The 24464-nt window shown below is 75.4% G+C and carries 15 protein-coding genes and 6 pseudogenes; 10 read left to right on the top strand and 11 right to left on the bottom strand.

Annotated elements, in window-relative coordinates:
• Positions 1-21 precede the first annotated feature (21 nt).
• From proC to L6E17_RS26940, 5 genes and pseudogenes are all read right to left on the bottom strand, one after another.
• Positions 22-830, bottom strand: a pseudogene (gene proC, locus L6E17_RS26960) (pyrroline-5-carboxylate reductase).
• Between the two features lie 136 nt (positions 831-966).
• Complete coding sequence (locus tag L6E17_RS26955) at positions 967-1704, bottom strand: ABC transporter permease (RefSeq protein WP_236243278.1); 738 nt, start codon at positions 1702-1704, stop codon at positions 967-969.
• Complete coding sequence (locus tag L6E17_RS26950; protein ID WP_236243277.1) at positions 1701-2498, bottom strand: ABC transporter ATP-binding protein; 798 nt, start codon at positions 2496-2498, stop codon at positions 1701-1703. The genes L6E17_RS26955 and L6E17_RS26950 overlap by 4 nt, the downstream gene beginning before the upstream one ends.
• Positions 2499-3349: 851 nt before the next feature.
• Positions 3350-3838: a hypothetical protein gene (locus L6E17_RS26945; RefSeq protein ID WP_236243276.1), complete on the bottom strand. Its 489-nt coding sequence runs from the start codon at positions 3836-3838 to the stop codon at positions 3350-3352.
• A 33-nt stretch (positions 3839-3871) separates the two neighbouring features.
• Positions 3872-4126: a peptidase gene (locus L6E17_RS26940; RefSeq protein ID WP_236243275.1), complete on the bottom strand. Its 255-nt coding sequence runs from the start codon at positions 4124-4126 to the stop codon at positions 3872-3874.
• Between the two features lie 130 nt (positions 4127-4256).
• On the opposite strand from L6E17_RS26940, the pseudogene L6E17_RS31670 reads away from it, so the two are divergent.
• Both L6E17_RS31670 and L6E17_RS31665 read left to right on the top strand, forming a co-directional pair.
• Positions 4257-5130: pseudogene (locus L6E17_RS31670) on the top strand (serine/threonine-protein kinase); the annotation flags it as partial.
• Between the two features lie 283 nt (positions 5131-5413).
• Positions 5414-6769 carry a PQQ-binding-like beta-propeller repeat protein gene (locus tag L6E17_RS31665; protein WP_374109152.1) on the top strand — a complete coding sequence of 452 codons (1356 nt, stop codon included), beginning with the start codon at positions 5414-5416 and terminating at the stop codon, positions 6767-6769.
• Between the two features lie 488 nt (positions 6770-7257).
• Here the strand turns inward: L6E17_RS31665 and ilvD are convergent, their stop codons facing one another.
• From ilvD to L6E17_RS26915, 4 genes and pseudogenes are all read right to left on the bottom strand, one after another.
• Entirely contained in the window at positions 7258-9111 is a 1854-nt protein-coding gene (gene ilvD / locus L6E17_RS26930) for a dihydroxy-acid dehydratase (RefSeq protein WP_236243274.1), read from the bottom strand.
• A 96-nt stretch (positions 9112-9207) separates the two neighbouring features.
• Positions 9208-9827: pseudogene (locus tag L6E17_RS26925) on the bottom strand (TetR family transcriptional regulator).
• Positions 9824-10627: a sugar phosphate isomerase/epimerase family protein gene (locus L6E17_RS26920; protein WP_374109157.1), complete on the bottom strand. Its 804-nt coding sequence runs from the start codon at positions 10625-10627 to the stop codon at positions 9824-9826. The pseudogene L6E17_RS26925 and the gene L6E17_RS26920 overlap by 4 nt, the downstream one beginning before the upstream one ends.
• A gap of 122 nt (positions 10628-10749) precedes the next feature.
• Positions 10750-11679: a Ppx/GppA phosphatase family protein gene (locus tag L6E17_RS26915; protein ID WP_236243273.1), complete on the bottom strand. Its 930-nt coding sequence runs from the start codon at positions 11677-11679 to the stop codon at positions 10750-10752.
• 253 nt (positions 11680-11932) lie between these two features.
• Between L6E17_RS26915 and L6E17_RS26910 the strand changes: the two genes are divergently transcribed.
• Positions 11933-12790: a hypothetical protein gene (locus tag L6E17_RS26910; RefSeq protein ID WP_236243272.1), complete on the top strand. Its 858-nt coding sequence runs from the start codon at positions 11933-11935 to the stop codon at positions 12788-12790.
• Positions 12791-13082: 292 nt separating this feature from the next.
• Here the strand turns inward: L6E17_RS26910 and L6E17_RS26905 are convergent.
• A pseudogene (locus L6E17_RS26905) lies at positions 13083-14910 on the bottom strand (hypothetical protein).
• A gap of 195 nt (positions 14911-15105) precedes the next feature.
• On the opposite strand from L6E17_RS26905, the gene radA reads away from it, so the two are divergent.
• The 3 genes from radA (at position 15106) to L6E17_RS31660 (ending at position 18444) form a co-directional block, all read left to right on the top strand.
• The gene (gene radA, locus L6E17_RS26900) at positions 15106-16515 is read left to right on the top strand and encodes a DNA repair protein RadA (RefSeq protein WP_236243271.1); all 1410 of its coding nucleotides are present in this window, start codon (positions 15106-15108) and stop codon (positions 16513-16515) included.
• A 523-nt stretch (positions 16516-17038) separates the two neighbouring features.
• Complete coding sequence (disA, locus tag L6E17_RS26895) at positions 17039-18163, top strand: DNA integrity scanning diadenylate cyclase DisA (RefSeq protein ID WP_236243270.1); 1125 nt, start codon at positions 17039-17041, stop codon at positions 18161-18163.
• Complete coding sequence (locus tag L6E17_RS31660; protein WP_374109156.1) at positions 18160-18444, top strand: hypothetical protein; 285 nt, start codon at positions 18160-18162, stop codon at positions 18442-18444. Before disA ends, L6E17_RS31660 begins: the two co-directional genes overlap by 4 nt.
• Positions 18445-18563: 119 nt before the next feature.
• Here the strand turns inward: L6E17_RS31660 and L6E17_RS26885 are convergent, their stop codons facing one another.
• The gene (locus L6E17_RS26885) at positions 18564-19412 is read right to left on the bottom strand and encodes a hypothetical protein (RefSeq protein ID WP_236243268.1); all 849 of its coding nucleotides are present in this window, start codon (positions 19410-19412) and stop codon (positions 18564-18566) included.
• A 154-nt stretch (positions 19413-19566) separates the two neighbouring features.
• Between L6E17_RS26885 and L6E17_RS31225 the strand changes: the two genes are divergently transcribed.
• From L6E17_RS31225 to L6E17_RS26860, 4 genes and pseudogenes are all read left to right on the top strand, one after another.
• Positions 19567-20610 carry a phosphatase PAP2 family protein gene (locus L6E17_RS31225; protein WP_308315942.1) on the top strand — a complete coding sequence of 348 codons (1044 nt, stop codon included), beginning with the start codon at positions 19567-19569 and terminating at the stop codon, positions 20608-20610.
• Between the two features lie 509 nt (positions 20611-21119).
• A pseudogene (locus L6E17_RS26870) lies at positions 21120-22024 on the top strand (A/G-specific adenine glycosylase).
• Between the two features lie 264 nt (positions 22025-22288).
• Positions 22289-22790, top strand: a pseudogene (locus tag L6E17_RS26865) (SigE family RNA polymerase sigma factor); the annotation flags it as partial.
• A 1004-nt stretch (positions 22791-23794) separates the two neighbouring features.
• Positions 23795-24298: a hypothetical protein gene (locus L6E17_RS26860; RefSeq protein WP_236243267.1), complete on the top strand. Its 504-nt coding sequence runs from the start codon at positions 23795-23797 to the stop codon at positions 24296-24298.
• Positions 24299-24464 lie beyond the last annotated feature (166 nt).

The following is a 24464-nucleotide window of genomic DNA, read 5'->3' as shown; positions in this document are numbered from 1 at the left end:
GGCCTGCGGGGGCGGGTCGGGTCAGCTGTTGCCGGAGGCGAGCTCGCGGCTGCGGTCGCGGGCGGCTTCCAGCGCGGCGATGAGGGCGGCCCGTACGCCGTGGTTCTCCAGCTCGCGGATGGCGCTGATGGTGGTGCCGGCGGGGAGGTCACCGCCTCCCGCAGTTTCACGGGGTGCTCGCCGCTGTCGCGGAGCATCACGGCGGCGCCGATGGCGGCCTGGACGATGAGGTCGTGGGCCTGGGCGCGGGGAAGGCCCAGGAGGATGCCGGCGTCGGTCATGGCCTCGACGAGGAAGTAGAAGTACGCGGGCCCCGACCCGGAGAGGGCCGTGGCGGCGTCCTGCTGCGACTCGGGGACGCGCAGGGTCTTGCCGACGCCGCCGAAGATCTCCTCGGCGTGGGCGAGGTCGTCGCCGGTGGCGTGGCTGCCCGCGGAGATGACGGACATGCCCTCGTCCACGAGGACCGGGGTGTTGGGCATGACGCGGACCACGGGGGTGTCGGGGGCGAGCCGCTCCTCGATGAACGTGGTGGTGATGCCGGCGGCCGCGCTGATGACGAGGCGGTCGGGAGTGATGTGGTGGGCGAGCTCGTCGAGGAGCCGGCCCATGTCCTGCGGCTTGACGGCGAGGATGAGCGTGTCGGCGCGCTTGGCGGCGTCCTCGTTGGAGACGGCTTCGACGCCGTACCGCTCGGTGAGTTCCCGGGCGCGTTCTGGGCGGCGCGCGGTGACCAGGAGGTGGGCGGCGGGCCAGCCGGCGCGGATCATGCCGCTGAGGAGGGCCTCGCCGATCTTGCCGGTGCCGAGGACCGCGACTGTCTGGGTCATTGCTCTGCTCACCTCGCCGTGGGGTTCGTGCCTGGGGCCATCCTTCCACTGGGAGCCCCCGCGGGGCGGCGGTGTCCGAGGGGCGGTACGCGCGGGATCGTGAGCGTACGGGGGCGGGCCCGGGCGGCGGGCGGGGTCAGGGTGTGCGGCGGCGGAGGGTCGCGGCGCCGAGGGCGAGTACGAGCAGGGCGCAGGCGGCGACGACCAGGGCGTCGCGGACGAAGGCGCCGGTGACGGCGGGGTGGCGCAGGACCTCGTTCATGCCGTCCACGGCGTACGACATGGGGAGCGCGTTCGAGACGGCTTCGAGTACGGGGTGCATCTGGTCGCGCGGGGTGAACAGGCCGCACAGCAGCAGCTGCGGGAAGATCACCGCCGGCATGAACTGCACGGCCTGGAACTCGGAAGCGGCGAAGGCCGAGACGAAGAGGCCCAGGGCGGTGCCCAGCAGGGCGTCGAGGAGGGCGACGAGCAGCAGCAGCCACGGTGAGCCGGTGACGTCGAGGTCGAGCAGCCAGAGGGCGACGGCGGTGGCGAGGACGGACTGCACGACGGCGAGCCCGCCGAAGGCGAGGGCGTACCCGGCGATCAGGTCGGCTTTGCCGAGGGGCATGGCGAGCAGGCGTTCGAGGGTGCCGGAGGTGCGTTCCCGCAGGGTGGCGATGGAGGTCACCAGGAACATGGTGATCAGCGGGAAGATGCCGAGGAGCGACGCGCCGATGTCGTCGAAGACGCGGGGGCTGCCGTCGAAGACGTACCGGAGCAGCGTGATCATCAGCACCGGGACGAGCAGCATCAGGGCGATGGTGCGGGGGTCGTGGCGGAGCTGGCGCAGGACGCGGGCGGCGGTGGCGAGGGTGCGGGCGGGGTTCATCGCGGGTCCTGAGGGGCTTCGGGGGAGGTGCCGGCGGTGTGGTCCGCGGCGTGCGCGGTGGCGACCAGGTGGAGGAACGCCTCCTCGACGGTGGCGGTGCCGCTGCGGCGGCGGAGTTCGCCGGGGGTGTCGTCGGCGAGGAGCTCGCCTGCGCGCATGAGGAGGAGGCGGTGGCAGCGCTCGGCCTCGTCCATGACGTGGGAGGAGACGAGGAGGGTGGTGCCGCGGTCGGCGGCGATGCGGTGGAAGAGGTCCCACAGGTCGCGGCGGAGGACCGGGTCGAGGCCGACGGTGGGCTCGTCGAGGACGAGCAGGTCCGGGGCGCCGAGCAGGGCGACGGCCAGGGAGACGCGGCTGCGCTGACCGCCGGAGAGACGGGCGGCGAGGGCGTCCGCGTGGCCGGTGAGGTCGACCTCGGCGAGGGCCCGGGTGACGGCCTCGGCGCGGGCGTCGCGGTGGCGGCGGCCGGGCAGGAGGACGGCGGCGAAGTAGGCGAGGTTCTGCCGGACGGTGAGGTCGTCGTAGACGGCGGGGTGCTGCGTGACGTAGCCGATGCGGCTGCGGAGGTCGGGGTCGCCGGCGGGCCGGCCGAGGACGGTGAGGGAGCCGGCGGTCCTGGCCTGGGTGCCGACGACGGCGCGCATGAGGGTGGTCTTGCCGCAGCCTGAGGGGCCGAGGAGGCCGGTGATCCGCCCGGGCGGTACGGAGAAGTAGAGACCGCGCAGGACCGTGCGGCCGCCGCGCACGGCGGTGAGGCCGTGGGCGTCGACGGCTGCGGCCGACGAATTCATCATGTGATGAATATTGGGCGCGGGGGCGGTGGGGCGTCAAGGGTGGGGCGTGGTGGCAGCCCTGGGCCCTGGGCAGTGCGGGCAGGAGCGGGCGGGCCCCTGAGAGGGCGGTGGCGGCACGGCAGCCGACGGGCGGACGCACGGCGGGACGACGCGCGGCCGGGCCGCCTTGGTGGAGGGCCCGCAGGCGGGGCCGGGTGGGCACGGGTCCGCAGCGCGCACGCGACAACGCCGGCGATGAGGAGCGCACCGCCCTGGGCGCCGGCGAGATACGAGCCGACGGTGAGCCGGCAGCAGGCTCCCCGGCCCGGAGCCCGATGGCGAGCAGCACGCCGTACGGGTGGTCAGCGGCGGACCGGTCGGCACAACAGTCGACGGCGGGTGACCCCGCGCAAGCCCGGCGGGGCAAGGGGGCCGACGCGCGGCGCAAGCCCGGCAGCGTAGTGGTCGATGCGCGGCGCAAGCCCGGCGGGGCAAGAGGCCGACGCGCGACACAAGCCCGGCGGCGTAGTGGTCGACGGCGGGCGACCCGGCGAAAGGCCCGCGGCGCAAGCGGCGGGCGGACCGGCCGAGGGCCCGGCCGGACAAGCAGCAGACGGACCGACCAACGACCCGGCCGCGCAAGCGGCCCGGGCGAACCGACCGGGGGCCCGCGACGCAAGCGGCGGGCGAACCGGTCAAACGACCAGCCGCGCAAGCAGCAGGCGCACCGACCCAGGACACCCGGCGCAAGCGACGGGCGGGCCGGTCAAGGACCGGCCGCGCAAGCAGCAGGCGCACCGACCGAGGACCCGCGACGCAAGCAGCAGGCGGGCCGGTCAAGTGACCGGTCGCGCAAGCAGCGGGCGCAAGGGTCAGCGGCGGCGGTTGCGGGTCGCTGGGTTGCCCGTGCGGGTGGCGCGGCGCTTCTCGTACTGCTTGCGGGACGCCTCGTACTCCGCGCGCAGCAGCGCCTCGCCCGGGGCCTCCTTCAGCGAGCGGCAGAAGTACGCCAGCAGGGAGCCCACGAAGCCGATGGCCTTGAGGCCCCGCAGGGTCTCCTCGCGGGCGGGGTCGGCGGGGCGGCGGGTGAAGCCCTCCCACGTCTTGCGGAAGGCGAGGGCCGTGCAGACGGCGAACATGACCAGGACCAGACCGTTGACGAACCCGCCCACCTGGGCGACGGCCAGCCCCTCGTACGCCAGCCGCAGCACCAGGGTTCCGGCCGCCGCGGCCGCCAGGGAGCCGGCGGCGACCGCGGCGCGCCGCAGCCCGTACCCTCCGTCGTGCGCGACCCAGGTGGTGCCGAAGAAACGGAGGGGTTCGGGCTGCGGGCCCGGCGTCGTGGTCTGCTCGGTGGTCACGGGCCGATTATCGCCCAGCCGCGTCCGGGGGCGTCAGGCGCAGCGGACCGTCACGTAGCCGTCGCTGCCGGTCTTCACGTACGCGTCCGAGACGTACTCGCCGTTGCCGATGTTGTCCCAGATGTTGGTGGTGCCGTACGTGCCGGTGACCCAGGTGCCCGGCGCCTGGCAGTTGACGGGCACGCTCACCCCCTCCGGCAGCACCTTCACGATGCCGTACTGCGTGCCCGGGCCGCTGCGGACGTTCAGGCGGACTCCGGGTGCCACCGGGTAGCGCTTCACCGTCATGTTCGATCCCCCCTCGGATGTCGCCGGCCCTGCGCGGCGACCGTGCGAGGGAGGCTAACAAGCCACACCGACATCGCACGCATCATCGACTAGGCTCCGAGCGTCGCGGGAGCATTTACGGGGGTGGAGGATGCCGCCGCTGCGCGGAACCGGGCCCGTACCGGAAGCGGAACATCCGGAGTGCCCGGAGTACGCCGGGAGGTACCGGCTCGGGGAGGTCCTCGGGTCCGGTGGCATGGGGGTCGTCCGGCTGGCGGTCTCGGACTCCGGGCTGCGCCTCGCCGTCAAGGTCGTGCACCGCGAGCATGCGGCGGACCCCGAGTTCAGGGCCCGTTTCCGGCAGGAGGTCAGCGCCGCGCGGCGGGTCAGCGGGGCGTTCACCGCGCCGGTCGTGGACGCCGACCCGGATGCCGTGCGGCCCTGGATGGCGACGCTGTTCATCGAGGGGCCGACCCTGTCCGAACGCGTCAAGCGGAACGGCCCGCTGGGCGCCGGCGAACTGCGCAGGGTCGGCGCGGGGCTGGCGGAGGCCCTGCGCGACATCCATCGCGTGGGGGTCGTGCACCGCGATCTCAAGCCAAGCAACGTGCTTCTGGCGGCGGACGGCCCGCGTGTCATCGACTTCGGGATCTCGCGGCCCTCGGACAGCGACGTGCGGACGGAGACGGGCAAGCTCATCGGCTCACCGCCGTTCATGGCACCGGAGCAGTTCCAGCGGCCGCGGGAGGTCGGCCCCGCGGCGGACGTGTTCGCCATGGGCGCGGTGCTGGTGCACGCGGCGACGGGGCGGGGGCCGTTCGACTCGAACAGCCCGTACATCGTGGCGTACCAGGTGGTCCACAACGAGCCGGACCTCGCGGGGGTGCCGGAGGAACTGGCTCCGGTGCTGCTGCGCTGCCTGGCGAAGGACCCGGCGGAGCGGCCGACGCCCGAGGAGCTGATGACGGCGCTGCGGCTGCCGGAGGACCCCGGGCGCGTTCCGCCGCAGCGGCGGCGCCCGGCGGGGGCGCGGGGCGCGGACGGCGGGGCGGAGGCCGCTGCGACGGCGGGGGCGGGTGCGACTGCGGGGGCCTCGGGAAGTGCGGCGGCAGGTGCCTCGGCGGGTGATGCCGCCGCGGACCCGGCAGAACCGGCGGCGGCCGGTTCCTCGGCGGGGCCGCCGCCACCGAGGCCACGGGCACGGCAGCCGCCGCGGCCACGGGTGCGATCGGAACGGCGGGGGCTGCTGCGGCCGGGGCGGTCGACGCGCCGGGAACCGCGCGGCGTCGGCGGCGGTTGCCGAGGGCCGTGGTGGGGGCCGCCGCGGCGCTCGCCGTCGGGGCGGCGGGGGTCGTGGCCGCCGTCCAGGGGTTCGACACGTCGGGCGCGCGTCCCGCGGATCCCGCCGGGGCGGCGGTGCAGGGGTTCACGCCCTGGACGGTCCGCCTGGGTGCAGGCGCCGACGATACGGGCACCGACGATATGGGCGAAGGCGATACGGGCGAAGGCAGTGCGGGCGAAGGCGGTGCGGCGGGCTCCGGCGCGGATCCGGGACGTGCTGCGGACGGCGGCGCCGGGCAGGCCGCGGGCGGCGCGGGAAGGGCGGGAGGAACCGCCCCGCAGCCGCCGGTGTGCGCCGCCCATGGCGCCGACCTGTACTGCACGGCGCCCGGGATCAAGGCGGTGCGGCTGCGTCAGGCCGGCGGTGAGCAGGTCTGGTCGGTACGGGACAGCGGAGGCGGCGCCTCCGGCGGCGCGGCGGAGCTGTTCGTCTCCGGCGACCTGCTGTACGTGGTGAGCGCGGGCGACGCAGCGCTCGGCCGGGCCCGGCTGGAGGCGCTCGGCCTCGGCGACGGCGCCGCCCGGTGGGGCCTCGACCTCACCTCGTACGCGCGGGTCGTGCCCGTCGGTGGCGGCGTCATGGTGGTGCTGGCCGACGGGCGGGTGCGGGTGCTGGACGCCGGGACCGGCGCCGAGCGGTGGGGCGGGCGGCCCGTCGCGGGCGGCGCGCAGTGGGTGGCGAGCCGGGACGGGCGCCTGGTGTTCGCCGTGAGCCCGGCGGCCGACGGGGCGTCGACGCTGGTCACCGCCGTGGACCCGGGTGACGGGACGGTGCGCTGGCGGGAGCGGCTGGAGGGCGCGCTGTCACCGGTGGAGACGACGGCGGACGGCGGCGGGCTGGTGCTGCTGTCGGCGGACGCGGAGCAGTTCGTGGACGCGGTCGTACGGCTCGGCACCGAGGACGGGACCGTGCGGCGGGTGCCGCTCGCCACCCCGGCGGACCAGGCGCAGGCCGCTGTCGACGGGGACACCGTGTACGTGGTCGGGTCGGGCGGGTCGCTCGCCGCGGTGGACGTGGGCGCGGACGGAGCCGGGCGGGAGCGGTGGCGGCTGGAGACCGGCGCGGCCCGGGTGTCGCGGCCGGTCGTGGCGCGGAGCGGTGGCCACTCCTTCGTGCTGCTGTCGGCGAGCGACGGCCGGCTGCTGGCGGTGGACGGCGCGCAGGCGGTCATGGCCGGGCAGAGCCCGCCGCGCCGGGCGGCCGGGGGACGTTCGTACGTGCCGACCCTGCCCGCCCCGGTGGTGGCGGGCGGCCGGGCGTTCGCGTCGGCGCCCGACGGGACGGTGTTCGCGGTGGACGCGGGCGACCCGGGGCGGTGGTGAGGCACCCCCGGCCGCCGCACGCGCAACGACCGGGCGGTGGTGAGGCACCCCCGGCCGCCGCACGCGCAACGACCGGGCACAGGAGGAACCGTGCCGGGTCGGTCGTGCGCGGGCGCGCGGCGGACCGCGCAGGCAGGGGGATCGCCCGGAGGCGGTCCCGCAGCGGTGCCGCAGGAGTCCCGCAGGAGGCATCGCAGGGGGATCGCCCGGAAGCGGTCCCGCAGCGGTGCCGCAGGAGTCCCGCAGGAGGCATCGCAGGGGGATCGCCCGGAAGCGGTCCCGCAGCGGTGCCGCAGGAGTCCCGCAGGAGGCATCGCAGGGGGATCGCCCGGAAGCGGTCCCGCAGCGGTGCCGCAGGAGTCCCGCAGGAGGCATCGCAGGGGGATCGCCCGGAGGCGGTCCCGCAGGCGAGGCCAGCCGGAAGCGGTCCCGCAGAGGTCCCGCAGGGGGCATCGCAGGAGCCCCGCAGGGGGATCGCCCGGAGGCGGTCAGCCCAGCATCGTGACGTCCCTGACCGCGCCCTTGTCGGCGCTGGTGGCCATCGCCGCGTAGGCCCGCAGGGCCGCCGACACCTTGCGGTCCCGGTTCTTCGGCGCGTACGTCCCGCCCAGGGCCTCGCGCCGGGCGGCCAGCGTGGCGTCGTCGACCAGGAGCTCGATGGAGCGGTTCGGGATGTCGATGCGGATGCGGTCGCCGTCCTCGACGAGCGCGATGGTGCCGCCGGACGCCGCCTCCGGCGAGGCGTGGCCGATCGACAGGCCGGACGTGCCGCCCGAGAAGCGGCCGTCGGTGATCAGCGCGCAGGTCTTGCCCAGGCCGCGGCCCTTGAGGAAGGACGTCGGATAGAGCATCTCCTGCATGCCGGGGCCGCCGCGCGGGCCCTCGTAGCGGATGACGACGACGTCGCCGTGCGTGATCTGCTTGTTGAGGATCTTCTCGACGGCCTCGTCCTGCGACTCGCAGACGACCGCGGGGCCCTCGAAGGTCCAGATGGACTCGTCGACGCCGGCGGTCTTCACGACGCAGCCGTCGACGGCGAGGTTGCCCCGGAGGACGGCCAGGCCGCCGTCCTTGGAGTAGGCGTGCTCCGCGGAGCGGATGCAGCCGGACTCCGCGTCGTCGTCGAGGGTGTCCCACCGCTCGGACTGCGAGAACGCCTCCGCCGACCGCTTGCAGCCAGGCGCGGCGTGCCACAGCTCGACGGCCTCGGCGCTCGGGGATCCGCCGCGCACGTCCCAGGTCTTCAGCCAGTCGCCCAGCGACGGGCTGTGCACCGCGTGCACGTCCTCGTTCAGCAGCCCGGCGCGGTGCAGCTCGCCCAGCAGCGCGGGGATGCCGCCGGCCCGGTGCACGTCCTCCATGTAGTACGTGCGGTCCTTGGCGACGTTCGGCGCGACCTTCGCCAGGCAGGGGACGCGGCGGGAGACGGCGTCGATCTCCTCCAGGCCGAACGGGACGCCGGCCTCCTGGGCTGCGGCCAGCAGGTGGAGGATCGTGTTCGTCGAGCCGCCCATGGCGATGTCGAGGGCCATGGCGTTCTCGAAGGCGGCGAAGGTCGCGATGTTCCGCGGCAGGACGGAGGCGTCGTCCTGCTCGTAGTAGCGCCTGGTCAGCTCCACCACGGTGCGGCCGGCCTCCTCGTACAGGGCGCGGCGGGCGGTGTGGGTGGCGAGGACCGAGCCGTTGCCGGGCAGGGAGAGGCCGATGGCCTCCGTGAGGCAGTTCATGGAGTTGGCGGTGAACATGCCGGAGCAGGAGCCGCAGGTCGGGCAGGCGTTCTCCTCGATGCGGCGGATGTCCTCGTCCGACACCGTGTCGTTGACGGCCTCGGAGATGGCGTCGACGAGGTCGAGGGTGCGGACGCTGCCGTCGACGAGGGTGGCCCGGCCGGACTCCATGGGGCCGCCGGAGACGAACACGGTCGGGATGTCGAGGCGCAGGGCGGCCATCAGCATGCCCGGGGTGATCTTGTCGCAGTTGGAGATGCAGATCAGCGCGTCGGCGCAGTGCGCCTCGACCATGTACTCGACGGAGTCGGCGATCAGGTCGCGGGACGGCAGGGAGTACAGCATGCCGCCGTGGCCCATGGCGATGCCGTCGTCGACGGCGATGGTGTTGAACTCGCGCGGGATGCCGCCGGCGGCCCTGACGGCCTCGCTGACGATCCGGCCGACGGGCTGCAGGTGGGTGTGGCCGGGCACGAACTCGGTGAAGGAGTTGGCGACGGCGATGACCGGCTTGCGGCCGATGTCCCCGCCGGGTACCCCGGAGGCGCGCATAAGGGCGCGGGCACCCGCCATGTTCCGGCCGTGGGTGACAGTGCGGGACCTCAGCTCGGGCATCGTCGCTCGCTCCTCGACAGAGACTTCCTGATTCCTACGAGCCTACGCCGCCGCTCCAAGATCTGGACATTCCGTCCGCATGGCGGGACGCGCTGCTCACTCCTCGGTGAGGTACCGCTGCAGGGTGGGCGCCACCATGGCCACGATGTCCTCCGGGTCCGCCGACGCCAGCGGCTCCACCTGTACCACGTACCGCAGGATCGCGATGCCGACCATGTGGGACGCGGCCAGCTCCGCGCGGAACCGCGGGTCCGGCACGGAGAGGTCGGCGGCGACCCGCTCCAGGACACGGCGCAGGACGAACCCGCGCAGCACCGCGGCGGCGGCGTCGTGGGTGAGCGCCGAGCGGATCACCGCGAGCAGCGGGGTCCTGGTCGCGGGGTTCTCCCACACCCCGAGGAAGGAGCGGGCCAGCCGCTCCCCCACGCCCTCGGTGCCGTGCTCCCCGACGAGGGCGGGGATCACCAGGGCGGGCTCGAAGGACACCTCGATGGCGGCGGCGAAGACCTCGTCCTTCGTACCGAAGTAGTGGTGGACGAGGGCGGCGTCGACGCCGGCGGCCTTGGCGATGCCCCGGACGGACGTCTTGTCGTAGCCGCGCCGGGCGAACTCGGCGCGGGCCGCCTCCAGGATCCGGTCGCGGGCGCCCGGACCCTCCGCCCGTTCCGCGGCGGGCGGCCTGCCGCGCCCCTGCGCGGCCGCGGGGCGCCGGTCACGGGACGCGGGCGGCCGCCGCCAGGTGCTGCCGCGTGAACGCGAGGGCCTCGGCCAGGTCGGCTTCCCGTTCGGCGGCGGACATGGCGCGGCGGGTGTTGACCTCGACCACCACGTGCCCGTCGAAGCCGGTACGGGCCAGGTGCCGGAGCAGCTCGGCGCACGGCTGCGTGCCGCGCCCCGGCACCAGGTGCTCGTCCTTCCCGGAGCCGCGCCCGTCGGCGAGGTGGACGTGGCCGAGCCGGTCGCCCATGCGGGCCGCCATGGCGAGGGCGTCGGAGCGTGCGGTGGCGGTGTGGGACAGGTCGATCGTGTAGTGGCGGTAGTCGTCCTTGGTGACGTCCCACTCCGGGGCGTACGCGAGCATCTCGCGGTCGCGGTAGCGCCACGGGTACATGTTCTCGACGGCGAACCGCACGTCCGTCTCGTCCGCCATCCGCCAGACGCCGGCGACGAAGTCCCGCGCGTACTGGCGCTGCCAGCGGAACGGCGGGTGCACGACGACGGTCGACGCGCCGAGCTTCTCCGCCGCCGCCTGCGCGCGCTGGAGCTTCACCCACGGGTCGGTGGACCACACCCGCTGGGTGATCAGCAGGCAGGGGGCGTGCACGGCGAGGACGGGCACCTGGTGGTAGTCGGAGAGCCGGCGCAGCGCCTCCAGGTCCTGGCTGACCGGGTCCGTCCACACCATGATCTCGACGCCGTCGTAGCCGAGCCGGGCGGCGACCTCGAAGGCGGTCGCCGTCGACTCCGGGTAGACGGAGGCGGTGGACAGGGCCACCTTCACATCGGTCTGCGGCAGCAGGCCCGCCGCCGCGGACGGCAGGGGCCTCGGCACGGTGCCCGGCCCGGGCTCCGTCGCTGCTTCCGTCGCTGATTCCGACGCTCGTTCTGCCACGAGGGACAGCGTACGGGCCCGAAACGTCACTCGGGGAGGTGGTCGAGGCGCCGCAGGATGACGCCCTCGCGCAGCGCCCAGGGGCAGATCTCCACCTCGGCGACCCCGAACAGGTCCATCGCCCCTTCCGCCACCAGCGCCCCTGCCAGCAGCTGCCGGGCCCGGCCCGCCGACACACCGGGCAGGGCGCAGCGCTGCTCGACGGTCATGGCGGAGAGCTTGGGCACCCACCCTTCAAGTGACGTACGACTCAGTACGCGCTGGACGTACTGCCCCTCGCCGGAACCGGGGGCGCCCGCCATCCGGGCGAGCTGCTTGAAGGTCTTGGACGTGGCGACGACGTGGTCCGGCTTCCCGAAGCGGGCGAACTCGCCGACCGTGCGCGCTATCTGGGCCCGCACGTGGCGGCGCAGCGCCTTCACGTCGGCCGGGTCCGGCGGGTCGCCGGGCAGCCAGCCCGCGGTGAGCCGTCCCGCGCCGAGCGGCAGGGACACCGCCGCGTCGGGCTCCTCGTCGATGCCGTACGCGACCTCCAGCGAGCCGCCGCCGATGTCGAGGAGCAGCAGCTTGCCCGCCGACCAGCCGAACCAGCGGCGGGCGGCGAGGAAGGTCAGCCGGGCCTCCTCCTCACCGGTGAGGACGGTGAGGTCGACGCCGGTCTCCTCCTTGACCGTGCGCAGGACGGCGTCGGCGTTGGAGGCGTCGCGGATGGCGGAGGTCGCGAACGGCAGGACCTCCTCGCAGCCCTTCTCCTCGGCGGTGTGCAGGGCGTCCCCGACGATCGTGACGAGCCGCTCCACGCCGTGCGCGCTGATGGCGCCGTCCGCGTCGAGTAGTTCGGCGAGGCGCAGTTCGGCCTTGTGCGAGTGCGCGGGCAGGGGGCGCGCACCGGGGTGCGCGTCCATGACCAGCAGGTGCACCGTGTTCGAACCGACGTCGAGGACTCCGAGTCTCATGGCTGAACGCTAACCGTTCGGTCCGGCCGGACGGGACGCGGCACGGAGGGGGCACGGAGGGGGCACGGATGGGGCACGGCCCGGACTCGGAGGGGACACGGACCAGGCGCGGAAAGGGCACGGGCACGGCACGGGCACGGCACGGGCACGGCACGGCGCCCCCGGACCGCCGGCCTCCGCCTGCCGCCGCCCCGTCGGACACGGCGGCCGCGCGGGGCCCCGGGCGGGGTCGGGCTCCGCATACGCTGGACGTGTGCCGAAGACGAAGAAGGCCGGTCCTGGCGGGGCCGGCACGGGCAAGAAGCGCGACAAGGCCGCCAAGGCGACCGCCGGGGCGACCGCCGGGGCGACCGCCGGGGCCGACGACGAGAAGGGCCTGGACTTCCCCCGGGCCTGGGTGGAGTTCCCGGACCCCGCGGACGAGGACCAGGTCTTCCGCTGCGACCTGACGTGGCTGACGTCCCGGTGGACGTGCGTCTTCGGCAGCGGCTGCCAGGGCATCCAGGCGGGTCGCGCCGACGACGGCTGCTGCACGCTCGGCGCGCACTTCTCCGACGAGGACGACGAGAAGAGGGTCGCCGGGCACGTGGCGCGGCTCACCCCGGACCTGTGGCAGTTCCACGACGAGGGCACGGCGGCCGGCGGCTGGGTGCAGCTCGACGAGGACGGCGACCGGCAGACCCGGCGCTGGAAGGGCTCCTGCATCTTCCAGAACCGCCCCGGATTCGCGGGCGGCGCCGGATGCGCCCTGCACATCCTGGCGCTGCGCGAGGGCCGGGAACCGCTGGAGACGAAGCCGGACGTCTGCTGGCAGCTGCCGGTCCGCCGGACGTACGACTGGATCGAGCGGCCGGACGACACGAAGGTCCTCCAGGTGTCGATCGGCGAGTACGACCGCAGGGGGTGGGGGCCGGGCGGCCACGACCTGCACTGGTGGTGCACGTCGGCGACGTCCGCCCACGGGGCGGGCGAGCCGGTGTACGTGACGTACCGGCCGGAGCTGACGGAACTGATGGGCGAGGCGGCGTACGGGGTGCTGGTGGGACTGTGCGAGGCCCGGCTCGCCTCGCAGCTCCCGCTGGTGGCCCCCCACCCGGCGGACCCGGCCTGAGCGGCGGGACCGGCCTGATCGACGGGGCCGGTCTGACCGGCCGACTGGCCCGACCGGCAGACCCCGCCCGACCGGGGGACCCGGACTGAGCGGCGGGACCGGGCCTGACCGGCAGACCCCGCCCGACCGGCGGACCGGCCTAATCGGCGGACCGGGTATAACCGGCGGACCGGCCTGACCGGCGGACGCGGAACCGGCGCAGCCGCGCGCCGCGGGGCCGCGGTAGCGCGCGGGGTACGCCCGGGCCCTCAGTCGGCCGGGTCCGCGGTAGCGCGCGGTGTACGCCGGGGTCTCAGCCGGCCGGGGTCTCAGTCGGCCGGGGCCGCGGTCGTCGGCGGAGCGTCGTCCGCGGGCGGGGCCGGGTCGGGGGCGGGGCGCTGGACGGCGGCGGGTCGGTCTGCTGCGGCGGCGGCGTCGACGGGGGCGGTTCCGTCGCCGGAGGCGGCGTCGTCTCGGGGGCGTGGAGGGCGGGGGCGTCGACGCCGGCGGCTGCGACGGGTCCGGGCCGTCCGTGCGGACCGGCCCGCCGGGGGACGGCGTGGACGGGTGCTGCGGCTTCGCGGTGCGGCCCGGGGCCTGCTCGACCGGCGGCCGCTTGGGCCCGTGGCCGTCGATGCCGATGACCGCGCCCGAGGGATTGACGCCGACCCGGGCGCTCCACGCGCCGCGCGGCTGCCGCGCCTGGTCGACCGAGATGTACACCGTCTGCGAACCGCCGGGCTGGAGCGTCCCCGAGGTCCGGCTCGCGTACAGCCAGGGCGCGTCCGTCCACAGCGACCACTCGACGGGCGCACCGCCCGACGCGGTGAGCGTGAGCCTCGTCGTGTCGCCGTAGGAGCGGGCGGAGACGGCGATCCGGCCGGTGCCCGCGGCCGTCCCGGGGCTGATGACCTCCGCGGTCACGTCGGGTGCCTGACTCGGCGTGCGGAAGGGCGGTGCGCCCCCGGTACGGGCGTTGCCGGCGTTCTCGTAGGGGCGGCGGCCGGAGCGGCCGGCCGCCTCGGCGGCGTTGTCGTCCTCGTCGGCCGCGCTGACCGCGCGGTCGTCGAACACGCTGCCGGTGGCGTCCTGGTCGCCGCGGTACGCCGCCCACAGGGCGAGGACGGGGGCCGCGATGACGGTGGCCACGACCGTGGTCGTGACCGCCCGGGCGCGCATCCGGTCGCGGCGGGCCGCGTGGTCCTTCGGGTCCAGCGGGAAGCCGTCCCGGCCGAACCGGGGTCCGCCGGTGCGGGCCCGCGGCGCGGCGGCCATCGCGATGTGCGCCGCCGCCCTGGGCGCCTCGACCAGCGGCAGCGTCGCCGGGGTGACCGTGGAACCCGGCCAGGGGCGGCGGCCTCGGCCCGCTCGGCGACCCGGCGGCACACCGGGCAGTCGTCGACGTGCCGGACCAGTTCCCGGCGCAGCGCCGCCGACAGCAGCATGCGGCGGTCCCCGGCGAGCCGCGCCACGGCGGCGCAGGACCCCGTCTCGACGACGGCGAGCGCGGCGCGGGTGCGCTCCACCTCGCAGGCCGCGGCGGACAGCAGCTCCCGCGCGGCCTGCGGGGCGAGGCCCAGCACGGCGGCGACCTCGGCGGTGCCCAGCTGGTGGCGGACCGCCAGTTCCAGGGCCTCCCGCTGCTCCGGTGTGGTGCCGGCCGCCTCCGGCCAGGCCAGCAGGGCGAGCTCGCGGCGGTGCTCGTCGCACGGCTCGTCGCTTCGGGTGGTGGCGCCGGTCTGCGCGCCGGGCGCGCGGGACTCCGAGCGGGTGCCCGCGGCCGGTGTGCGGTCCGTGGCGCGCCCGGCGTGCGCGCCCTGCCGCCGACGCCGCTGCTCGGTGAGCTCCCGCAGGCACGCCCAGCGCGCCAGGGCGTACAGCCACGCCTTGCGCCCGGACTCGTCGGCGGGGCACCGCCCGTACTGGCGCTCCGCGACGGCGAGGACGTCGCCCAGGACGGCCGTCGCCGCGGCGTGGTCGCAGAGCACCGACAGGCAGTAGGTGAACAGGCCGTCGAGGTAGGGCTCGTACCGGGCGGGCGGGCTCTGCGCGAGCGTACGGGACCCGCTCCGGGGCGCACGGCGCTGCGCCCGGTGTGCGCCGGTGGTGTACGTAGGGGGTTCCAGCCTGCTGCTCGTCACCCGGCGACCGTAGGCGGCCCAAGGCACACCCTTCGTACCCCTTCCGCACTTTTAAGCCTTACGGGTGAACGCGTCCCTCGAAAGAGGGCAGCGGCCTTTGCCTCCGCCGCCGGTGCACCGCTATAGGGGGCCGCCGGCGGGCCGGGGCTGTCCGCGGGCCGGAGGCTGTCAGTGGGCACCGCTACGGTGTGGCGCATGGCTGCCCGTACGAAATCGTCGAAGGACCGGCCGTCGTACCGCTGCACGGAGTGCGGTTGGACGACGGTCAAGTGGCTCGGCCGCTGCCCCGAGTGCCAGGCGTGGGGGACGGTCGAGGAGTACGGGGCGGCGCCCGCCGTCCGCACGACCGCGGCCGGGCGGGTGTCGGCCGCCGCGCTGCCCATCGCCCAGGTGGACGGGCGGCAGGCGACGGCCCGTGCGACGGGGGTCGACGAGCTCGACCGGGTGCTGGGCGGGGGTCTGGTGCCGGGGGCGGTCGTGCTGCTGGCGGGCGAGCCCGGGGTGGGCAAGTCGACGCTGCTGCTGGACGTGGCGGCGAAGGCGGCGAGCGAGGAGCACCCCACCCTGTATGTGACGGGTGAGGAGTCGGCGAGCCAGGTCCGGCTGCGGGCCGACCGCATCGGGGCGCTGCACGACCACCTGTACCTCGCGGCCGAGACGGACCTGTCGGCGGTGCTGGGGCACCTCGACGCGGTGAAGCCGTCGCTGCTGGTCATGGACTCGGTGCAGACGGTGGCGTCGCCGGAGATCGACGGGGCGCCGGGCGGCATGGCGCAGGTGCGGGAGGTGGCGGGCGCGCTGATCCGCGCCTCCAAGGAGCGGGGCATGGCCACCCTCCTGGTGGGCCACGTCACGAAGGACGGTGCGATCGCGGGACCGCGGCTGCTGGAGCACCTCGTGGACGTGGTGCTGCACTTCGAGGGCGACCGGCATGCGCGGCTGCGGCTGGTGCGGGGCGTGAAGAACAGGTACGGGGCAACCGACGAGGTCGGCTGCTTCGAACTGCACGACGAGGGGATCACGGGGCTCGCCGACCCCAGCGGGCTGTTCCTGACCCGGCGCGCCGAGCCGGTGCCGGGCACGTGTCTGACGGTGACGCTGGAGGGGCGGCGTCCGCTGGTGGCGGAGGTGCAGGCGCTGACGGTGGACTCGCAGATCCCCTCACCGCGGCGGACGACGTCCGGCCTGGAGACGTCCCGGGTGTCGATGATGCTGGCGGTGCTGGAGCAGCGGGGGCGGATCAGTGCGCTGGGCAAGCGGGACATCTACAGCGCGACGGTGGGCGGGGTGAAGCTGTCGGAGCCGGCGGCGGACCTGGCGGTCGCGCTGGCGCTGGCCTCGGCCGCGTCCGACACTCCCCTGCCGAAGAACCTCGTGGCGATCGGCGAGGTGGGGCTCGCGGGCGAGGTACGGCGGGTCACAGGCGTGCAGCGGCGGCTCGCGGAGGCGGCGCGGCTCGGCTTCACCCACGCGCTGGTCCCGGGCGATCCGGGGAAGGTCCCGCCGGGCATGCGGGTCCAGGAGGTCGCGGACGTCGGCGAGGCCCTGCGGGTCCTGCCGCGCTCCCGCAGGGCGGCACGGGAGGAGGCGGACCGGGCGGGCTGACGGGCGGAAGGAGGCGGACCGGGCGGGCTGACGGGCGGAAGGAGGCGGACCGGGCGGGCTGACGGGCGGAAGGAGGCGGACCGGGCGGCTGACGGCAGGCGCGGGACGCCGGGCGCTGACGCCGGGCGCGGGATGCCGGGCGCCGGGCGCGCGGACGAGGAGACCGTGGCGTACACCCGGCGCGCTGACCGCTGCCGACACCGGCCCTGGCCCCGGCCCTGGCCCCGGCCCTGGCCACCGTGGCGCACACCGAGCGGGCCGCCGCGCAGGAGGGGCGGGCCGGGCGGGCTCACGGGCGGGGCACACGGGCGGACGGCCGGCGCTGACGCGGGCGGGCACCGGACAGGCTGAAGGACCCCGGCGGCGAGGGACACAGGGCGTGCTCACCGGCGCTGACCGGGGCGGACGCCGGGCGGGGCGCCCGGCCCAGCAGGTCCGGGCCGTCGGAGCCGCACCCCCCGTGGGGGTGGGGTCGCTAGACTTTGCCCTGGTCTCGCCCATCCGTACGAGCCGGAGGAGTGCAGTGGCAGCCAACGACCGGGGATCACATCCCGGAAAGTCCGGCGGGAGCTCCGGCAACGAAGCGCTGATGCGCTCGTCTCTGAGCGCGGTCGCGCCGGGCACCGCCCTCCGGGACGGTCTGGAGCGCGTCCTGCGCGGAAACACGGGCGGGCTCATCGTCCTCGGCATGGACAAGACCGTCGAGTCGATGTGCACCGGCGGCTTCGTGCTGGACGTCGAGTTCACCGCGACGCGGCTGCGCGAGCTGTGCAAGCTGGACGGCGCGCTCATCCTCGACAAGGACAGCACCAAGATCCTGCGGGCCGGGGTGCAGCTCGTGCCGGACGCGTCGATCCCGACGGAGGAGACCGGCACCCGGCACCGCACCGCGGACCGCGTGTCCAAGCAGTGCGGCTTCCCGGTGATCTCCGTGTCCCAGTCGATGCGGATCATCGCGCTGTACGTGGACGGGGAGCGGCGCGTGCTGGAGGAGTCCGCCGCGATCCTGTCGCGCGCGAACCAGGCGCTGGCCACGCTGGAGCGCTACAAGCTCCGCCTCGACGAGGTCGCCGGAACGCTGTCGGCGCTGGAGATCGAGGACCTCGTGACCGTCCGGGACGTCACCGCCGTGGCGCAGCGCCTGGAGATGGTCCGCCGGATCGCCACGGAGATCGCGGAGTACGTCGTCGAGCTCGGCACCGACGGCCGCCTGCTGGCCCTCCAGCTGGACGAGCTGATCGCGGGCGTCGAGCCCGAGCGGGAACTCGTCGTACGGGACTACGTGCCCGAGCCGACCGCGAAGCGGTCCCGTACCGTCAGCGAGGCCCTGACCGAGCTGGACAGCCTCTCCCACCCCGAGCTGCTGGACCTGGCGACCGTCGCCCGCGCCCTCGGCTACAGCGGCTCCCCCGAGACGCTGGACTCCGCGGTCTCGCCGCGCGGCTACCGGCTGCTGGCGAAGGTGCCGCGGCTCCCGGGCGCCATCATCGAGCGGCTCGTGGAGCACTTCGGCGGACTGCAGAAGCTGCTGGCGGCGAGCGTCGACGACCTCCAGGCCGTCGACGGCGTCGGCGAACTGCGGGCCCGCAGCGTACGGGAAGGGCTGTCGCGGCTCGCAGAGTCGTCGATCCTGGAGCGCTACGTCTGACGACCGCGCCACCGGGACGGCGACCGCGGCGCGCACGCTGCGGCTCCGACGGGGCGGAGGACGAGCGGATCGGCTACGTCTTCCTGGCGGACGCCGTCACCATGGAGGACCCGGCCCGGCCGCTCCTGGCCGTGGACCTGGAGGAGGAGCCCGGGCGGACGTTCAGAGTGCCCGCCCGGTGGTTCCCTGAGGTGTCCGCCAACCTCGGCATCGCCAACCTGGACTTCGCTGATGTCGCCGACAGCGCGGACGGTTCGGGCGCCTTCCGCGGCCGGGCGTAGTACCGGCCGCGGAAGGCGCCGACGCCTCGGCGGCACGCACCGGGTCGGCTGGTACGGGCCGAGAGGCGGCCGGCTGTACGGGCCGAGAGGCGGCCGGGCCGCCGCCGGAAGCGGGAGGCTCAGTCCTTGGCCAGGGTGATCGACGCGCGCAGGACCTTCCGGCCCGGCGCCGCGGCCTCCACCAGATACGTGCCGGGGGACGCCGAGCGCGTGGACGGCTTGTCGCACTGCTCGGTGCTGTACCGGCGGTCCCACTCGACGGTGTGCGTCACCGTGCCGCCCGCCGGGACGGACAGCCACACGTGGCGCGGGCCGCGCGGGCACTCCTTCGACGACCAGACGTCCTCGTCCGCGTCATCGCTGACGGTCAGCACCACGGCAAGCGGGCCGAGGTCGGTCTTGCAGGCCGCCGCCGAGGTGTTCTTCGCCGTCAGCCGGAACTCGGGCTTCTCGTCGGGCCCGTACGACACCTGCGCGCTGCTCAGCGCCAACTCCAGCGCGCCTGCGGCGCAGTCGGGCAGCGGGGAGCCCGCCGCGACGCGTCGGCCGGAGTCACCGCCGGTGCCGACATCCGCGCCCGCCCCGGAGGAACCGGCGTCGGCGCCCGAGCCGGCCGGTCCGCCGGCGCCTTCGCCGCCTCCTGTGCCGGGCCCCGTGCCCGTACCGGAGGACGTACCCGTACCGGAGGAGGTGCCCGTACCGCCGTCGCCCGTCCCCTCTCCGGGGGACTCGTCACGGCCGCCCGGGCGGCTGGAGATGGCGGGGCCCGACGGCGTGGGGCCGGGCGTGATCGACGGCGCCGGGGATGCCCCGGCACCGGCACTGCCGTTCGGCGGTTCGTCGTCACCCGAGCCGACGAACCACAGGACCAGCGCCACGAGGAGCACGACCAGACCGGCCGCGACTGCCCTCCGTCGCCAGTAGATGGAGGAGGGAAGCGGCCCGACCGGATTGCGCAGAGATCCCACGCGGAAACTCTACGAGAGTCCGCGCCCAACTCCCGCCCCACTCGCCGCTCCTGCGCCGACTTTTGCCGATCATCACATCGGGTTCGGTGTGCGGCGGGGCGTTGGCCGACGGCGGTGAGCCGGGGCCCCCGGCGGGCATGTACCGTCCGTAGCCATGAGTCAGGACCTGTACCGCGCCATCACCGACTTCGCTCATGGCACACCGGCCTGGGTGCACACGTTCACCGAGATCGGCACCGACGCCGGGCTGTTCATCTTCCTAGCCCTGTGCATCGTCGCCTGGTGGCGGGCCCGCCCGGCGGGCGCCCGCACCATGGCGATCGCCGCGCTCGCCCCGGTGGCGACGGCGTTCGGATACGTCGTGAGCGAGACGCTGAAGACGTTCGTACAGGAAGAGCGGCCCTGCCGCGCGGTGGTCGGCGCCGCCGCCTCCATCGCCGAATGCCCGGAGTACGGCGACTGGTCGTTCCCGAGCAATCACTCGGCCATCGCAGGCGCGTTCGCGATGGCGCTGGTGCTGGCCTGGCGGCGCACCACGTGGTTCGTGGTGCCGCTCGCCGTGCTGATGGCGTTCTCGCGGGTGTTCGTCGGCGTGCACTACCCGCACGACGTGGTGGCGGGCCTCATCGTGGGGGCGCTGGCGGTGGTCCTGTTCGTGCGGCTGCTGACGGGGCCGGCCGTGAAGCTGGTGGAGACCATGCGGACGAGCGGCTCGGGCGCGGCGCACTGGCTGGCCGGTTCGGGCGAGGCCCCGTCCGGTACGGCGGCGGTCGCCGCGGGCGCGTCCGCCGGCCGCCGGCCGCGCGGCTCGCACCGGCAGCAGCGGGCGGTCCGCGGAGCGGGCGCCGGGCACCGGGAGCAGCCTCGGCAGGAAGTGCCGGAGCGGCAGGAGTACCCGCAGTACGGGGACATCGGGGGGCAGCCGCACTCGGAGTACCAGACGAGCGGGGGGCAGCAGCAGTACCCGCGGTACGAGGCGGCCGAGGGGCAGCAGCAGCACGTGCCGTACCAGGCGGCCGAGGGGCAGCAGCAGTACCCTCAGCACCAGGGAGCGCAGGCGCAGCAGTCCCCCCAGGACCAGGGACCCGAAGGGTGGCAGCAGCACCCCCCGTACCCGCAGTACCCGGACAGTCACACCCAGCAGCAACCCCCGCAGTCCCCTGGAAACCAGGGCGAGCAACAGCATCCTCGGTACTGAGCGTTCCGCACACCCCGCAAGCCCCGCACGTCCCGCATGCTCCGCATGCTCTGTAGGCCCCGCACACCCCGCATGCTCCGCGGCCCCCGCAGGCCCCGGACGGCCGACGGCGGCCACGGCCAGCCACCGCGACCGGGGCGACCGGGCGACCGGGCCCCGGGGGCAACAGGAGGCGTCGCACCGCGCATCGCACCGGCGCACGGAACACGGGGCTTCGCGCCGACGCACGGGAGGCGTGCGGTGCGTGCGGTGCGTGCGGTGCGGGCCGCACCGGCGGGGCGGAACGCGAGGCGCGCGGCCGACGGCACGGGATAAGGGGCGGGCTCGTGTCAGGATCGGAAGGCCATGACTGCGACCGAGACTCCTTCCGCTTCCGCCGCCCCCGCGCCTCCGCAGCCGACGGGGCCACCACCTCACCCCGGACGGGTGCCCCCACGGCCCGTGCGGACGCCGCCCGCGCGGGCACCCGTGCCGTGCCTGCGGGCACCGCCGCAGCCTCCGCTGACACCGTGGCCGCCCCCGCCGACGCCGCGCCCGCCGCCGGGGAGCGGCTCCACTCCCCGTCCTCGCGTGGTTCGCGCAGCACGCCCGCGACCTGCCCTGGCGCCGTCCGGAGGCCGGGGCCTGGGGCGTGATGGTGAGCGAGTTCATGCTCCAGCAGACACCGGTCAACCGGGTCCTCCCCGTGTACGAGCAGTGGCTGGCGCGCTGGCCCCGACCCGCCGCCCTGGCCGCGGAGCCGTCCGGCGAGGCGGTACGTGCCTGGGGGCGGCTCGGCTACCCGCGCCGGGCGCTGCGGCTGCACGGCGCGGCCGTGGCGATAACGGAGCGGCACGGCGGTGACGTACCGAGCGACCACGCCCAACTGCTGGCGCTCCCCGGGATCGGGGAGTACACGGCCGCCGCGGTGGCGTCGTTCGCGTACGGGCAGCGGCACGCCGTCCTCGACACCAACGTCCGGCGGGTCTTCGCCCGTGCGGTGACCGGCGTGCAGTACCCGCCGAACGCCACCACGGCGGCCGAGCGGCGGCTCGCCCGCGCCCTGCTGCCGCGGGACGAGACGACCGCGGCCCGCTGGGCCGCCGCCTCGATGGAGCTCGGCGCGCTGGTGTGCACGGCCAGGAACGAGGACTGCGGGCGCTGCCCCATCGCGCGGGAGTGCGCCTGGCGGCTCGCGGGGAAGCCGGCGCACGACGGCCCGCCGCGCCGCGGCCAGACGTACGCGGGAACCGACCGGCAGGTGCGGGGCCGGCTCCTCGCCGTGCTGCGGGAGGCGCACGGGCCGGTCGCGCAGACCGCCCTGGACGCCGTGTGGCACGAGCCGGTGCAGCGGGCCCGCGCCCTGGACGGGCTGGTCGCCGACGGCCTGGTCGAGCCGCTGGAGGGCGGGCTGTACCGGCTGCCCGGCAGCTGATCCCCGGGTCCTCCGGGGCCCGCCCGCACGGCGCGTACCCGCCCCCGCACAGGGCCGTTACACAACCGATGGGCAGCCGTGCGTCCGCCGACGGCTGCCCCGCACAGCCCCGTGACAACAGCTCCGTAGTTTCTTGTGGTGTCAGCGAGCCAGGCCCGTACAAAGCCCGACTCAAGGGGACTGACACCACGGAAGCGAAGGCCTGTCTGACCGGCAGGTTCCTGTCTGACCGGCAGGTTTACGGGGAAACGGAGGCGGTTCGGGATGTCGCACGGCGAGGTGCTCGGATTCGAGGAGTACGTCCGCACCCGGCACGACGCCCTGCTGCGCAGCGCGCGGCGTCTCGTACCGGACCCGGTGGAGGCGCAGGACCTCCTGCAGACGGCGCTGGCACGGACGTACGGCCGCTGGGACGGCATAGCCGACAAGTCGCTCGCCGACGCGTATCTGCGCCGGGTCATGATCAACACCCGGACCGAGTGGTGGCGGGCCCGCAAGCTGGAGGAGGTCCCGACCGAGCAGCTGCCGGACGCGTCGGTCGACGACTCCACCGAGCAGCACGCCGACCGGGCCCTGCTGATGGACGTGCTGAAGGTGCTGGCGCCCAAGCAGCGCAGCGTGGTCGTGCTGCGGCACTGGGAGCAGATGAGCACCGAGGAGACGGCGGCCGCGCTCGGCATGTCGACCGGCACGGTGAAGAGCACGCTGCACCGGGCGCTGGCCCGCCTCCGGCAGGAGCTGGAGAGCCGGGACATCGATGCCCGCGCCGCCCTCGGCGACCGGGCCCGTGCGGCCCAGGCACGCGGGGACGCCGCCCGGACCGGGCAGGCACGCGACGGGCAGGTGCGTGAGGGCGCCGGCCGCGCCGCGCGGCAGACGGCTCAGCCGCCCAGCCGGCGCAGACCGTGCAGTCGGCTCAGCCGGTGCAGTCCGCGCGGCCTACCCGGTCGGCTCCGGCCACCCCGGCCGCGCGTGGCGGGGAGGCCGCCGGGCGCACCGGGCGCGTCCCGCGGCAGCTCGGTAGCGTACGGTCCCTGCCGACGGCGCGGGCCGGGCACGCGGCGGGGGTGGAACGGACGAACGGACGTCGTGACGGACGGGAGCACGAGCGGTGGGCGGCCTGATCGGCGAACCGGGAAGGAGCGGCGGCTCCGGCCCCGACGGCGGTGAACGGAGCGGCTCGGCGCCGGAGGGTCGCGCACGCGACGGCTCCGCGGCGGATGGGGGCGAACGCGACGGCTCAGTGCCGGACAGCTCAGTGCCGGACCGCGCGGGGACGGACCGGGCGGGGACGGACGGCTCGGTGCCGGACGGCTCTGCGTCGGACAGCGGCGAAGGCGACGGCTCAGTGCCGGACGGCGCATTCCCGGATGGCTCGGTGCCGGATGGCTCGGTGCCGGACGGCCGCGAGTGCGGCGCCTCCGCGTCGGGCAGCAGCTTCGTGCAGCGCGGTGAGCGGCCGGGCCGCGCCGCATCCGCCGCCCCTGAGCGGGGCGGCCTCCGGCCGGACGCCCTCACGTCCCTCACGGCCCACGGTCCCGGGCCGTCACACCGCGCGCGGCCTGCGGGGAACGCGGGCGACCGCGGCCCCGGCGGCCCGGCTCCGGCCGCCGGGAAGGGCTGGTCCGACCGGTCCCTGCGGGCGGCGGGTACGACGGCCGTGGCCGTCCTCGCCGCCGTCGGCCTGTTCGCGACGGCCGCCTGCTCCACCGGCAGCACGGGCGCCCGCGACGCCGCCCCGTCCCGGCCGACCAGGCCGGCGGCACTTCCGTGGCACCGGACGCGACCGCCTCCTCCGCTGCCTCGCCCTTCCAGCGGGTCGACGCGGTCCGGCTGGTCAAGGAGGATCCGAAGGTCAGCGACCGTGTGAAGGGCGACCTCAAGCCGTGCGTCGCCGACGCCTACCCGGTCGACACCTCGTACGGAAACCTCACCAACACCGGGGCGCCCGACGTTGTCGTCAACGTGCTGACCTGCGGTGACGCGGTGGGCATCGGGACGTACGTGTACCGGAGGAAGGACGACGGCGCGTACGAGAACGTGTTCGCGCTGGAGGAGCCGGCGGTGTACGCGGCGATCGACCGCGGCGACCTCCTGGTCACCAAGCAGCGGTACGCCAAGGACGACCCCGTCGCGTACCCGTCCGGCGAGGATGTGATCACCTTCAGGTGGACGGGGGACAAGTTCACCCAGCACGACATCGTGCGCACCGAGTACAGCAAGGCGGTCGACGGCGACCTCACCGGTCCCGTGCCGGCCCCCGCAGACGAGTGAGGCGCGGGCCGGCCGGGGAAACGGTTCCAGGACCGGACCAGGACCCGGCCAGGACCCGGCCGGCACCCGACCATGACCGGCCGGGCCGGGACGAGGATCCAGGCTGGGAGCGGGTTCGTGCCGGGGCCGGGGGCGGGTTCGGTCCCGGTCCGGGGTTCCGGCCCGG

Origin of the sequence: Streptomyces sp. CC228A (genome assembly GCF_021390935.1) — a bacterium.
In the GTDB taxonomy this organism is placed as follows: Bacteria; Actinomycetota; Actinomycetes; order Streptomycetales; family Streptomycetaceae; genus Streptomyces.
This window is presented reverse-complemented; position numbering and strand designations above follow the sequence as displayed.